Origin of the sequence: Arthrobacter agilis, from assembly GCF_006494655.1 — a bacterium.
In the GTDB taxonomy this organism is placed as follows: Bacteria; Actinomycetota; Actinomycetes; order Actinomycetales; family Micrococcaceae; genus Arthrobacter_D; species Arthrobacter_D agilis.
Window position 1 is genome coordinate 23,681 of the sequence record NZ_VHIM01000005.1, and the last position, 12,878, is coordinate 36,558.

At 68.6% G+C, this 12,878-nt stretch carries 11 protein-coding genes; 9 read left to right on the forward strand and 2 right to left on the reverse strand.

Annotation, left to right across the window (positions count from 1 at the left end):
- Positions 1–57 precede the first annotated feature (57 nt).
- Positions 58–1,482 carry a GntP family permease gene (locus FJV46_RS08890; protein WP_087027620.1) on the forward strand — a complete coding sequence of 475 codons (1,425 nt, stop codon included), beginning with the start codon at positions 58–60 and terminating at the stop codon, positions 1,480–1,482.
- 85 nt (positions 1,483–1,567) lie between these two features.
- Positions 1,568–2,509, forward strand: a complete 942-nt coding sequence (locus FJV46_RS08895; RefSeq protein WP_087027622.1) for a sugar phosphate isomerase/epimerase family protein — start codon at positions 1,568–1,570, stop codon at positions 2,507–2,509.
- A 115-nt stretch (positions 2,510–2,624) separates the two neighbouring features.
- Here FJV46_RS08895 and FJV46_RS08900 read toward each other — a convergent pair whose 3' ends face one another.
- On the reverse strand, positions 2,625–3,665 hold the full coding sequence (locus FJV46_RS08900; RefSeq protein WP_232008546.1) for a LacI family DNA-binding transcriptional regulator: 1,041 nt from the start codon (positions 3,663–3,665) through the stop codon (positions 2,625–2,627).
- 279 nt (positions 3,666–3,944) lie between these two features.
- Here FJV46_RS08900 and FJV46_RS08905 point away from each other — a divergent pair, with 279 nt between their 5' ends.
- Genes FJV46_RS08905 through FJV46_RS08935 form a run of 7 tightly spaced genes read left to right on the forward strand, consistent with a single transcriptional unit; the run spans position 3,945 to position 11,145 of the window.
- Complete coding sequence (locus FJV46_RS08905; RefSeq protein WP_179195201.1) at positions 3,945–5,264, forward strand: extracellular solute-binding protein; 1,320 nt, start codon at positions 3,945–3,947, stop codon at positions 5,262–5,264.
- A 23-nt stretch (positions 5,265–5,287) separates the two neighbouring features.
- The gene (locus tag FJV46_RS08910; RefSeq protein ID WP_232008730.1) at positions 5,288–6,178 is read left to right on the forward strand and encodes a carbohydrate ABC transporter permease; all 891 of its coding nucleotides are present in this window, start codon (positions 5,288–5,290) and stop codon (positions 6,176–6,178) included.
- Positions 6,179–6,180: 2 nt separating this feature from the next.
- Positions 6,181–7,077: a carbohydrate ABC transporter permease gene (locus tag FJV46_RS08915; RefSeq protein WP_087027626.1), complete on the forward strand. Its 897-nt coding sequence runs from the start codon at positions 6,181–6,183 to the stop codon at positions 7,075–7,077.
- 22 nt (positions 7,078–7,099) lie between these two features.
- Entirely contained in the window at positions 7,100–8,281 is a 1,182-nt protein-coding gene (locus FJV46_RS08920) for a Gfo/Idh/MocA family protein (protein WP_087027628.1), read from the forward strand.
- Positions 8,274–9,350 (forward strand): sugar phosphate isomerase/epimerase family protein, encoded by a 1,077-nt coding sequence (locus tag FJV46_RS08925; RefSeq protein WP_087027630.1) that lies wholly within the window; start codon positions 8,274–8,276, stop codon positions 9,348–9,350. The genes FJV46_RS08920 and FJV46_RS08925 overlap by 8 nt, the downstream gene beginning before the upstream one ends.
- The gene (locus FJV46_RS08930) at positions 9,347–10,042 is read left to right on the forward strand and encodes a ThuA domain-containing protein (RefSeq protein WP_087027632.1); all 696 of its coding nucleotides are present in this window, start codon (positions 9,347–9,349) and stop codon (positions 10,040–10,042) included. Before FJV46_RS08925 ends, FJV46_RS08930 begins: the two co-directional genes overlap by 4 nt.
- Complete coding sequence (locus FJV46_RS08935; protein WP_087027634.1) at positions 10,027–11,145, forward strand: Gfo/Idh/MocA family protein; 1,119 nt, start codon at positions 10,027–10,029, stop codon at positions 11,143–11,145. The genes FJV46_RS08930 and FJV46_RS08935 overlap by 16 nt, the downstream gene beginning before the upstream one ends.
- A 71-nt stretch (positions 11,146–11,216) precedes the next feature.
- Here the strand turns inward: FJV46_RS08935 and FJV46_RS08940 are convergent, their stop codons facing one another.
- Positions 11,217–12,782: a chitinase gene (locus FJV46_RS08940; protein WP_087027636.1), complete on the reverse strand. Its 1,566-nt coding sequence runs from the start codon at positions 12,780–12,782 to the stop codon at positions 11,217–11,219.
- Between the last annotated feature and the right edge of the window lie 96 nt (positions 12,783–12,878).

Genomic DNA, 12,878 nt, shown 5'->3' on the forward strand with positions numbered 1-12,878 from the left:
GAAGGGCTTCCGCACCCGCTGCGCTGGCCCACCGATGCGATCAAAGGTGCTCACATTATGCAGATCCATGTGCCGGCGGCCACGGCCGACGCCCTCGTGCTCGCGGAGCGGCCCACCTGGGCGCTCCTGCTGATCGCCGTCCTGGCGATCGCCGCCCTCCTGCTGCTCATCATCAAGCTGCGCGTCCACGCGTTCTTCGCCCTGATCATCATCAGCGTCCTCACGGCGCTCGCCGCAGGTATCGGGGTGGGTGACGTGATCGGCGTGGTGATCGCAGGTTTCAGTACCACCGTGGGCAACGTGGCCCTGCTCGTCGGATTCGGCGCGGTGCTCGGCCGGCTCGTCGAGATCTCCGGTGGCGCGCAGGTGCTCGCGGACGCCATGCTCCGCCGGTTCGGCGAGAAACGCGCACCGCTCGCGCTGGCCGTCGCCTCGCTCTTCTACGCCTTCCCGATCTTCCTCGATGCGGGCTTCATCGTGATGCTGCCCATCATCTACACGGTCGCCCGCCGTCTCGGCGGATCCTTCATGCTGTACGTCCTGCCGTCCATCGGCGCCTTCCTGATGATGCACGCGCTGACGCCGCCCCACCCGGGCCCGACGGCGGCCGCCACCGTGATGGGCGCCGATGTCGGCATGGTGGTGCTGATCGCCCTCCTGGTGGGGCTGCCCACCTGGTACCTCGCCGGGTATCGGCTGAGCCTGATCATCGCCAAGCGCTACCCGAACATGCCCGTGCCGAACCTGCTGGGCCAGGCGAACCTCGACGAGGACACGCCCCGACCGGGTTTCTGGACCATCATCTTCGTTCTGCTGCTGCCCCTGGTCCTCATCTTCTTCAACACCCTGTTCACCACCCTCGAGGCGGACGGAGCGGTCGACGCGGAGAACGGGCTCTTCCAGATCTCCCGGCTGATCGGCAACACGCCGGTTGCCCTGCTCATCGCGACGCTGTTCGCGATGTTCCTGCTCTACATCCGGCCCCGTCGGGGGAGCGGCAAGGTGGGAGGCGCCCTCGAGGACCTGGTGGACAACTCCCTGGCTCCCGTGTGCTCGATCATCCTCATCACCGGTGCCGGTGGCGCCTTCGGTCGTGTCCTCACGGAGACCGGCATCGGCTCCACGATCGCAGGAGGCCTCAACGCCATGGGGCTGCCCGTGATCCTCGCCGGCTTCCTCGTCGCCGTCGCCTTCCGGGTGGCGCAGGGTTCGGCGACGGTCGCTGCCACCACTGCCGGGTCCATCATGGCGCCGGCCGTGGTGGAGCTTGGTCTCTCGGGCATCGCGCTGGCGGCCATCGTGGTCGCGATCTCCGCGGGCTCCATCACGTTCTCGCACGTCAACGATTCCGGTTTCTGGCTGATCGGGAAGTTCTGCGGCTTCGACACGCTGACCACCCTGAAGACCTGGAGCGTCATCGCCACGGCGATCGGGTTCATGGCCTTCGCCCTGGCCTGGATCGTCTACGCACTCGCAGCCTGAGACGCCGGTCGCCCGACGCCCGCCGCGTCCTCCACCGCCCGCACCCCACTACGGCCCTCCCGCCACCGACCCCGAGGAGAACACCATGACCCCCACACCCGAGACCTGGCCGATCGGCGCCGCCCTGCTCAATTTCACCGGCGTCACCGCCGACGGACGGGACCGCACGACGGCGGGCGCCGAGGCCTGGAAGCAGACCCTCCGCGAAGTGCGCTCCGCGGGGTTCGACCACGTGGACCTCACCGACTCCTGGGTGCGCCCGGCGGACCTCGACAGCGACGGCCGCAAGGACCTGCTGGCGGTGGCCCGCTCCTACGATCTCGCCTTCAGCGACATCGCCGTCACCCGCAAGAGCGTGATCACCCCGGACGAGGACCAGGCGCAGCGCAACATCGCCTACACGAAGCGGACCATCGACGCAGCCGCCGATCTCGAAGCACCGATGGTCTGCCTCGGGCTCCACGATCCGTTCACGGACGCGCAGAAGGAGGCCACCTGGTTCTGGCTGGCAGAGGGCGCGGAGGACGCCGATACCCAGGAGAACCGGGACAAGGCAGCCACCCGGTTCCGCGACCTCGGCGAGTACGCCGCAGCGCGGGGCGTCAGCATCTCCCTGGAGATGTACGAGGGCACGTTCCTCGGCACGGCGGACAGCTCCGTGCAGCTGGTCACCGCCGTGGACCTGCCCAACGTGGGGCTCTGCCCCGACATCGGCAACATCGTGCGGCTGCATCGAGAGGTGGAGGACTGGCGGGAGATGCTGACCAAGATGCTGCCGCACACCAACTACTGGCAGCTCAAGAACTACTTCCGGGACTACGACCCCGCGACGGGCTCCTATGCCTCGGCGCCGGCCCCGCTGGCCCTCGGCTTCATCAATTACCGCGAGGCCATCGGCATGGCGGTGGAGAGCGGCTTCGACGGACCCATGTGCGTGGAGCACTACGGCGGAGACGGCCTGAGTGTCACCGCCATGAACCGCGACTACATCCGCGAGATCCTGAAGGCGAAGCTCCCGGAGGCCTGACGCGCAGGCGGCCCGTCACGGCGACGTCGCGACGTCGTCAGGAAGCAGCGTCGTCGCGTCGCGTCGCGTTGCGTCGCGTCGCGGCGTCAGGAAGCGGCGTCGTCACGGCGCCGCGTCAGGAAGCAGCGCCCGACGGCGGGGCGGTCGAGGAACGGACGATGAGGTGGGTGGCGAGCTCGACCCGCATGGAATCTGGTTTCTCGCCGCCGATCTCGCGCAGGAGTGCGCGGACCGCCGTCCGGCCCATGTCGCGGAGCGGCTGTGCCACGGTGGTGAGCTGGGGGGACGTCTGCTCGCTCGGGTAGGTGCCGTCGAAGCCCACTACGCTCAAGTCACGCGGCACTGCCACGCCGCGTGCGTGGGCCTCGGCGAGCACCCCCACCGCGATGCTGTCGGAGGAGGCGAAGATGGCCTGGGGCGGCTCGGCCAGGCCCAGGAGCCGATCCAGGCCCCGCCGCCCCGTCTCGGAGTCGAACGTGCCGGCCAGGACGTAGTCCTCCGACACCCCGAGGCCCCGCTCGAGGAGCGCAGCGACGTAGCCGTGCTCGCGGTCCTGGCTGCACTCCGCGCTGGCGGGCCCACCGATGAAGGCGATGCGCGTGTGTCCCAGTCCGAGGAGATGTTCGGTGGCCGCCTTCCCGCCGGACCAGTTGGTGGCGCCCACGCTCGCCACCCCCGGGCCGGGCGGATTGATGGGATCGATCACGACGACGGCGATGCCGCGCTGCTTCACCTCCCTGATCTCCCGGGGTGTCCAGCGGGAGGTGACGAGCAGCAGCCCGCGGCGCCCCTGCGCCTGCATCTTCTCTGCGCGCTCGACCGCCGGGAGATGCGTGTGTCCGGTCTTCGACAGGACGATCTCCGCACCGCTGCCCTCGGCGCTCTCGAGGATGCCGTCCATGACCTCGGCGTAGTACGCCGTGGTCACGCTGTCCACGGCGACGTCGATCAGGGTGGAGGGCGACGGCGCCAGGGCATGGCGCTGGCCGGGCGGCCGGTAGTCGGACTGCCGAAGTGCGTCCAGGACACGCTTCCGGGTGGCCGGCGCAACATCCTCCCGCGCGTTGATCACCTTCGAGACCGTGGGGATGGACACTCCGGCCAGGGCTGCGACCGACGCGAGGGTGGCCCGCGCCCGTATCTCCGTCTCCGACAATGTTTCGACATCCTTCCGCAGTCCTGATGGCCCAGCAATACGTTCTTCCGCGCCGGGTTGGCCTGACCTGCTGCAGCATGTTCGTTATCCGACCGGTACTGCGCAGCATTGACCTCCCGGTGTGATGCAGGTTACTTTACTCTTGTTAGTTTGTTGTTATCGAAAACTTTTCGAACACCTTCCGCAGCGTGGCGGTCAGCGACCGCGTAGCCGCGGAGTTGACCTGCCCACCTCAGCCAGCCGTCCTGCTCCGGCTGAGTCGACGTAACGGAAGAACTGATGACCATGCGAACCAGAACCAGCCTCATCTCCGCAGCCTCCGCCATCACCCTGGCGCTCAGCCTATCCGCCTGCGGTTCCAGTGGACCGTCGGATCCCACGGCCAACACGGAATCCCCCTCGATGTGGGCCCTGACGGGCAGCAGCGAGGACATCTTCCGCTCGTCCGTCGAGCGCTGGAACGAGGAGAACCCGGACGACTCGATCAACCAGGAATTCTTCGCGAACGACGCCTACAAGACCAAGGTCCGCACCGCCGTCGGCGCCGGCGAGGGGCCCACGTTCATCTACGGCTGGGGCGGCGGGGTCCTGAAGTCCTACGTGGACGCCGGCCACGTCAGCGAGCTGGACCAGTTCCTCGCGGACAACCCCGACGTGAAGGACCGCTACATCCCCTCCGTCCTCGAGAACGGCGTGATCGACGGGAAGACCTACGCCCTGCCGAACAACAACATGCAGCCCGTGGTGCTCTACTACAACAAGGAGCTCTTCGAGCAGATCGGCGCCGAGCCCCCCGAGACCTGGGAGGAGCTCATGGCCCTGGTGCCGCAGTTCAACGACGCCGGGATAGCGCCCTTCGCGCTCGCCGGGCAGTCCAAGTGGCCCAACCTGATGTGGCTCTCCTACCTCGTGGACAGGATCGGCGGTCCCGAGGTCTTCCAGTCCATCCTCGACGGCGAGGAGGACGCCTGGTCCGATCCCGCGGTCATCGAGGCACTCACCAAGATCCAGGAACTGGTGGACGCCGACGGGTTCGTGAACGGCTTCTCCTCGATCGCGGCCGACGCCGGAGCCGACAGCGCGCTGCTCTACACGGACCGTGCGGCGATGATGCTCCACGGCGGCTGGGTCTACCAGAACCTCAAGAACGACGCCCCGGAGTTCGTCGAGTCGGACGCCGTCGGGTTCGTCCCCTTCCCCGCCGTGGAGGGTGGCGAGGGCGATCCCGAGAACGTCGTCGGGAACCCGGCGAACATGTGGTCGCTGTCCACCGATGCCACCGACGAGCAGAGGGACGCGGCGCTGAACTACCTGAAGGACGGACTCTTCAGCGAGGAGTACACGCAGGCCATGATCGATTCCGGCGCCGTCCCCGCCGTCAACGGCATCGAGGACCAGCTCGCGGCCTCCGAGGACAAGGACTTCGTGGAGTTCGTCTACGGCCTGGCCCAGGACGCGCCCAGCTTCCAGCTCTCCTGGGACCAGGCGCTGAGCCCCGCCCAGGGCGACGCGATGCTGGCCAACCTCGACCAGATCTTCATCGGCCAGATCACGCCCGAGCAGTTCGCCGAGAACATGAACGCAACCCTCGGCGAATGAGTACCGTCCTGAAGCCCAAACCCATGATGAAGGCTCGGGGGGCGCGCACCGAAGGCCCCTCGGCCTGGATGGTGGTGCCGGCCCTCGTCTTCTTCGTGACCTTCGCCGTCGTGCCCCTCCTCGGGGTGGTCTTCCTCAGCTTCACCAACTGGAACGGCCTCGGCGCCATCACCTGGGCCGGGCTCGAGAGCTGGCAGACCGCGCTCACGGACAGCGTGACGATGAACGCGCTCGTCGTCACGCTGAAGATCATGGTGTTCTCGCTCCTGGTCCAGGTACCGATCAGCCTCCTGCTGGGAGTCTTCACAGCAGGAGGCCAGCGGTACCGGGCGGTGCTGGCGGTGCTGTACTTCGTGCCGCTGCTGCTCTCCTCCGCCGCCGTGGCGATCGCCTTCAAGGCGCTGCTGGATCCCAACTTCGGGATGGGTCCGGGCCTCGGCATCCCGGCGCTGGCGCAGAACTGGCTGGGCAATCCCGATCTGGTGCTCTTCGTGGTCATCTTCGTGATCGCCTGGCAGTTCGTGCCCTTCCACACGCTCATCTACCAGGGTGGCGTGCGGCAGATCCCGGCCTCGTTCTACGAGGCGGCGCAGATCGACGGCGCCGGCCGGATGCAGCAGTTCTTCCACATCACGCTGCCCCAGCTCAAATACACCATCATCACGTCCTCCACCCTGATGGTGCTGGGCTCGCTGGCCTACTTCGACCTGATCTTCATCCTCACGGCAGGCGGCCCCGGCTACGCGACCAGGCTCCTCCCGCTGCACATGTACCTCACGGGCTTCCGGGCCAATGACATGGGCGCGGCAAGTGCCCTCGGGGTGATCCTCGTGGTGATCGGGCTGGGCCTGGCCCTCATCCTGCAGCGGCTCGGCGGCAGGAACCGCAGCGCAAGCCAGTTGGAAGGAGCATAGCCATGGCCTTGGTCACGGAAACCGGAACGTCCCGCGGTACCGGGGGTGCCCGGCAGGAGCAGGCAGCGGGCAAGGGATCGGGACGGCAGACCCCCAACGTCCTCGGCGGCCTGGGCGGGTGGGTCTGGCTCGTCCTCATCATCCTTCCCGTCTACTACGTGGTCATCACGAGCCTGAAGAACCAGTCGGGATTCTTCGGCTCGAATCCGCTGGCACCGCCCACGGACCCGACGCTGGCGAACTACCGGACCGTTCTGGAAGCTGACTTCGTCCAGTACTTCGTGAACAGTGTGATCGTGACCCTCGGGAGCGTGATCCCCGCGGTGGCCGTGTCCTTCATGGCGGCGTACGCCGTGGTGAGGGGCCGTGGCCGGATCATCGCGTCGGCCCACACGCTGTTCCTGCTGGGACTCGCCATCCCGCTGCAGGCGACCATCATCCCGATCTACTTCATGATCACCAGGGCCAGCCTGTACGACACCCTGCTGGCGCTGATCCTGCCGTCGATCGCCTTCGCCATCCCCATCTCCGTGCTGATCCTGTCCAACTTCCTGCGGGACGTCCCCCGGGAGCTGTTCGAATCGATGCGGCTGGACGGCTGCTCGGAGTTCACCATGATGTGGCGCCTGGCGCTGCCCCTGGTCCGGCCGGCGGTGGTCACCATCGCCATCTACAACGCCCTGAACGTGTGGAACGGCTTCCTCTTCCCGCTGATCCTCACCCAGAGCCCCGACAAGCGGGTCCTCCCGCTCTCGCTCTGGGCCTTCCAGGACGAGTTCACGGTCAACATCCCGGCGGTGCTCGCCGCCGTCGTCCTCTCCACCCTCCCCCTGGTGGTCCTCTACGCGCTGGCACGCCGCCAGCTCGTCAGCGGCCTCACCGCGGGCTTCAACAAGTAGAACGAAAGGAAGGTCCCGCTTCATGACCTCCACGTCACCAGCCGCCCTGCGCGTCGGGATGGTCGGCTACGCCTTCATGGGTGCCATGCACTCCCACGCGTGGCGCACCGCTCCACGCTTCTTCGACCTGCCGCTCCAGCCGGAGCTCGCCGTCCTCGCCGGGCGCGATGCGGCCGCCGTGAAGACGGCGGCCGACACCTTCGGCTGGCGGGATACCGAAACGGACTGGCGAGCACTGATCGAACGCGACGACGTCGACCTGATCGACATCTGCACTCCGGGGAATACTCACGCCGAGATCGCGATCGCGGCCCTCGAGGCCGGGAAGCACGTGCTCTGCGAGAAGCCGCTCGCCAACTCGGTCGAGGAGGCCGAGCGGATGACGGCGGCCGCCCGGGAGGCCGAGGCGAGGGGCGTGTTCGCGATGTGCGGCTTCTCCTACCGCCGCACCCCGGCCCTGACGCTGGCACGCCGGCTCGTCGAGCAGGGGCGCCTCGGGACCGTCCGGCACGTGCGTGCCCAGTACCTGCAGGACTGGCTCTCGGACGAGACCTCGCCCATGACGTGGCGGCTCGACCGCGAGAAGTCCGGCTCCGGCGCACTCGGTGACATCGGTGCGCACAGCATCGACGCGGCGCAGTACGTCACCGGGCTCCAGATCTCCGGGGTGTCCGGGCTGCTGAACACCTTCGTCCACGAGCGTCCGCTGAGCGGCGCGCGGTCGGGGCTGGGCGGGTCGGGCGCCGCCGACTCCGGGATGGGGCAGGTCACGGTGGACGACGCTGCGATCTTCAGCGCGCGGTTCGACGGCGGCGCGATCGGGGCCTTCGAGGCCACCCGCTTCGCGCTCGGCAGGAAGAACTCCATGCGGCTGGAGGTCAACGGGACGCTCGGCTCGCTCGCCTTCGACTTCGAGCACATGAACTCGCTCGAGTTCTACGACGGCACCCAGCCGCAGGAGACGGCCGGCTTCAGCACCATCAACGTGACCGAACCCGTGCACCCCTACACCGGCAACTGGTGGCCCGCGGGGCACGGCCTCGGGTACGAGCACGGCTTCACGCACCAGGTGGTGGATCTCGTCCAGGCGATCGCCGACGCGCGGACGCCGTCGCCCTCCTTCGAGGACGCGCTGCAGGTGCAGAAGGTCCTGCGCGCCGTCGAGCGCAGTTCCGCGGAGGACGCGGGGTGGCAGCATGTCTGACGCCATCAACGGTGGAGGCGGCATCGCAGCCCGCCCCGTGACGCTGTTCACCGGCCAGTGGGCGGACCTCCCGTTCGAGGAGGTGGCACGCCTGGCAGGGGAGTGGGGGTACGACGGACTCGAGATCGCCTGCTGGGGCGACCACCTGGACCCGGTTCGGGCCGCCCATGACGACGCCTACGTCCAGGACCGGCTCCGCATCCTCGCGGAGAACGACCTCGCGGTCCATGCCATCGCGATCCACCTCACCGGCCAGGTCGTCTGCGACGACCCGATCGACGAGCGCCACCAGGGAATCCTCGCGCCCGAGGTCTGGGGCGACGGCGACGCCGAGGGTGTCCGGCAGCGGGCCGCCGACGTCGTGAAGGATGCCGCACGGGCGGCGGCCAGGCTCGGCGCGACGACGGTCACGGGCTTCACCGGCTCCTCCATCTGGAAGTACGTGGCGATGTTCCCGCCGGCCTCCGAGGACATGATCACGCGTGGGTACGAGGACTTCGCCGCGCGGTGGAATCCGATCATGGACGTGTTCGATGCCGAAGGGGTCCGGTTCGCGCTCGAGGTGCACCCCTCCGAGATCGCCTACGACTACTGGACGGCGCAGCGCACCCTGGAGGTGATGCGGGACCGCCCCGGCTTCGGCCTGAACTTCGATCCGTCCCACTTCATGTGGCAGGACCTCGACCCGGTGATGTTCCTGCAGGACTTCGCGCCGCACATCTTCCACGTCCACGTGAAGGAATCGGTGCGGAACCTGAACGGCAGGAACGGCCGCCTCGGCTCGCACCTCGCGTGGGGCGATCCGCGCCGCGGCTGGGACTTCGTCACCGCCGGGCACGGCGACGTGCCGTGGGAGCCGATCTTCCGCATGCTGAACTCCATCGGCTATGCCGGCCCCACGAGTATCGAGTGGGAGGACGCCGGGATGGACCGGCTGACGGGCGCGCCCCGGGCGCTGGCCCTCGTGCGGCACCTGTCGACCATCGCGCCGCCCGCGGCGTCCTTCGACGCCGCGTTCTCCTCAGCACCCCCGACCAACGATTCCACCCCCAGGAAAGAGGCACCATGACCACGAAGGAAGCCCTCGTCGTCCGAGGCGGGTGGGACGGACACCAGCCCATCGAGGCGACGGACCGTTTCATCCCGTTCCTCCGCGACAACGGATACAGCGTCCGCGTCGAGGAGTCCCCGAAGATCTACGCGGACGCCGACTACATGGCGTCCGTGGACCTGATCCTCCAGTGCAACACCATGAACACCATCGAGAAGGACGAGTTCGCCGGCCTCCGCTCCGCCATCGAAGCGGGCACGGGACTGGCGGGCTGGCACGGCGGCATCGCCGATTCCTACCGCAACGAGTCCGACTACCTGCACCTGATCGGCGGGCAGTTCGCGTGCCATCCGGGCAAGCACCCGGACGAGCGGACGGGGGAGCAGTCCGACAACTACGTGCCGTACCGCGTCACGATGCTGCCGGCCGCGGCCGAGCATCCGATCACCCGCGGGATCGGCGATTTCGACCTGGTGACAGAACAGTACTGGGTGCTCGCGGACGACTACATCGACGTCCTCGCGACCACCACCCAGGCCGTCCGCGAGTGGGACCCCTGGAACCGGCCGGTGACCTCCCCGGCCATCTGGACCCGCCAGTGGGGTGAGGGACGGATCTTCGTCTCGACCCCGGGACACCGCGTCGAGATCCTCGATGACCCGAACGTCCGCACCATCATCGAAAGGGGTTTGCTGTGGGCGAGCCGCTGAACATCGGAATCATCGGCTGCGGAGCGATCGTGGCCCAGTACCTGAAGACCCTGCCCCACCTGCCGTCCGTGACCCTCCGGGCGGTGGCCGATCTCGATCTCGCCCGCGCGGAGGCGGTGGCCGCCGAGCAGGAGGGTGTGCGGGCACTGACCGTCGACGAGCTGCTGGCGGATCCGGAGGTGGACACGGTCCTGAACCTGACCATCCCGGCGGCGCACGCGGAGATCGCGCTGCGGGCCATCGCGGCGGGCAAGAACGTGTACGGGGAGAAGCCCCTCGCCATGACCACCGACGAGGCCCGCACCGTCCTCGACGCCGCGGAGAAAGCCGGCGTCCGGGTGGGCTGCGCGCCCGACACCGTGCTGGGGACGGGGATCCAGACGGCCCGCCACGCCATCGACACCGGCATGATCGGCCGGCCCATCTCGGCGAGCGCCACCATGGTGACGCCGGGGCACGAACGGTGGCACCCCAACCCGGACTTCTACTACGTTCCCGGGGGCGGACCGCTCCTGGACATGGGCCCCTACTACGTGAGCGCCCTGGTCACCCTGCTGGGACCGGTCTCCTCGGTGATCGGCGCGGCGAGCCACACGCGCGCGGAGCGGACCATCGGCAGCGGTCCGCGGGAGGGCGAGACCGTGCCCGTCACGATCGACACCCACGTCACGGGTGTGCTGGTGCACGAGTCCGGTGCGCTCTCCACGCTGATCATGAGCTTCGACGCCGTGCAGACGAGATCCTCGAACATCGAGATCCACGGGGAACTCGCAAGCCTCACCGTCCCGGACCCCAACTACTTCGAGGGCGAGGTGTCGATCTGCGCTCTGGGGAACCGGGAGGTCGGGTGGGACGCCGTCCCCAGCTCGGCGGGCTATATCGACGCCGGCAGGGGATACGGGCTCGCGGACATGGCGCTGGCGTCACCCGGTGAGGAGCACCGCGCCAACGGGACGCTCGCCTTTCACGTGCTCGACGTCATGGAGTCCCTCCTGCGCTCGGCCGAGCAGGGAGCCTCGGTCCCGGTGCGGAGTACGGCGGCCCGGCCGAGGCCCGTACCCCTCACGTCCCTGACGGAGCTGCTGGAGGACGCGACCAGCTAGGCCCCTCCATCGAACCGTGCCCGGGCCTGCCGCGCCGCCACCCGTACGGGAGGCGACGCGGCAGGCCCGTGTCAGCCCTCCTCCGATTCCTGCTCGACGATTTTCAGCACGGCGGCGTCGTCGAGCTTCTGCCAGGGTGAGGCGTCGGAGCCCTGGACGGCGGCCTCGGGGCTGTCGCTCTGGCTCCACCACTTCGCCTCGAACACCTTGCCGTCGACGAGGATGCGGTCGCCGCGCTCGTAGACCGCCTTCGCATCCCATACCGGGTACAGGCCGGCCGGCGCGGTGACCGCGGGGACGGGCCGCTCGTTCGGCAGCACCGGGCCGAGGAGCGTCCACGGTGTCTCCTCCGCCTGCAGCACCGGATCGTTCGGCAGATCGCCCTGCGTCCAGTACTTCGCGACGTACACGTTGCCCTGCCACACCACGCGGTCGTCCTCGCGGTAGGTGCCGACGTCGGACCAGATCGGGTAGGGGCTCGTCTTCGGATCGTCCTCGACGAGGGCCTCCGGTGTCTCCTCGACCACGGGTTCGTCGGAGAGCGTCGCGGCGCGGCCGTCGAAGCCCTCGCCGAGCAGGGGCGCGAACAGCAGCCCCTGCTGGTCGATGCCGCTGCAGGCGTCCGAGACCACGGTGGTGTCCGCGTAGTTCTCGCTGCAGGTGCCGTCGCGGTTCAGCGACCACAGGGACATCCGGCCGGCCCCGCGCTCGGTCGCGAAGGTGTTGAAGGCCTTGGCGTCGTCGAGCGTGAACACCTCGCCCTTGACGTCGTTCTGCCCGATCATCGGCGTGAGGCCGATCTTCCGCCAGGCGGCCTGCGGGCCGATCTCGATGCCCGCCCGCTGGTACAGCACCTGCAACTGGCGGTGCGTGGCGTCGGCGGCGTTCTGCGAGGCCGTCAGCATGTCCGTCCCCTCGGGCCGGCTGGCACCGTAGTCCATGGTCATGACGTTCACCCCGGCGAGGTCGACGCCGGCCTCGAGGAACTGCGCGACGGCTGCAGTGCCCTCGGCGGTCATCCCGGTGGGGGCCACGGGAAGTGTCAGCCACACGTTGAGCGGAGTGTCGGAATCGGCGCGCTCGGCCTGCAGCGTCGCCATCGCCTCGGCGCGGCGCTTCCCGGCGGCGGTGTCGCGCAGGTTCTCTCCCTCGATGTCGAGGTCCACGGTGGAGAGCTCGTACCGGTCGATGACGTCGGCGTACGCGTCCGCCAGGTCCTCCGGATCGGTGCAGGAGGTGGCGAGTTCGTCGTTGAGGAGCCCGCCGAAGGACACGATGACCTCGCCGCCGTTCTGCGCCATGCGTGCCACGCGGCGGTCCAGATCGAGTGCCGCCTCGGCCTCGTCCAGCCCGTAGTAGGTTCCCCAGGAGGGCTCGCACGGGTCGGTCTTCGCCGCGACGATGAAGGACAGCACCACGCTGCCGCCCGTCTTCACGGCGGGATCCTCGAAGGCGTACGACGGCGTCGCGGTCACGTCCACGTACCCGGCGAAGAACGCCCCCGTGCTCTCGGCGACGCGGGCGTCCTCCCAGCGGTTGAAGCCGGAGAGGCCGCCGATCGCGACGGCTGCGACAACGGCGGACAGCAGGGACAGGCGGACGAAGGACAGCCTCCGGCCGGGAAAACGAGTAGACACAGGAACCCCAGATCATCGTGACAGCAGTCGAGGGAACAGCGCGTGAGAAGGGCGCTCAGCTGCTTGAACCTTAAATGATACTGTTATCGGCGTCAC

What these genes read in the sequence shown, in the direction of transcription:
- FJV46_RS08890 (WP_087027620.1), top strand. Translation starts at nt 58, where the DNA reads ATGCAGATCCATGTGCCGGCGGCCACGGCCGACGCCCTCGTGCTCGCG.
- FJV46_RS08895 (WP_087027622.1), top strand. Translation starts at nt 1,568, where the DNA reads ATGACCCCCACACCCGAGACCTGGCCGATCGGCGCCGCCCTGCTCAAT.
- FJV46_RS08905 (WP_179195201.1), top strand. Translation starts at nt 3,945, where the DNA reads ATGACCATGCGAACCAGAACCAGCCTCATCTCCGCAGCCTCCGCCATC.
- FJV46_RS08910 (WP_232008730.1), top strand. Translation starts at nt 5,288, where the DNA reads ATGATGAAGGCTCGGGGGGCGCGCACCGAAGGCCCCTCGGCCTGGATG.
- FJV46_RS08915 (WP_087027626.1), top strand. Translation starts at nt 6,181, where the DNA reads ATGGCCTTGGTCACGGAAACCGGAACGTCCCGCGGTACCGGGGGTGCC.
- FJV46_RS08920 (WP_087027628.1), top strand. Translation starts at nt 7,100, where the DNA reads ATGACCTCCACGTCACCAGCCGCCCTGCGCGTCGGGATGGTCGGCTAC.
- FJV46_RS08925 (WP_087027630.1), top strand. Translation starts at nt 8,274, where the DNA reads ATGTCTGACGCCATCAACGGTGGAGGCGGCATCGCAGCCCGCCCCGTG.
- FJV46_RS08930 (WP_087027632.1), top strand. Translation starts at nt 9,347, where the DNA reads ATGACCACGAAGGAAGCCCTCGTCGTCCGAGGCGGGTGGGACGGACAC.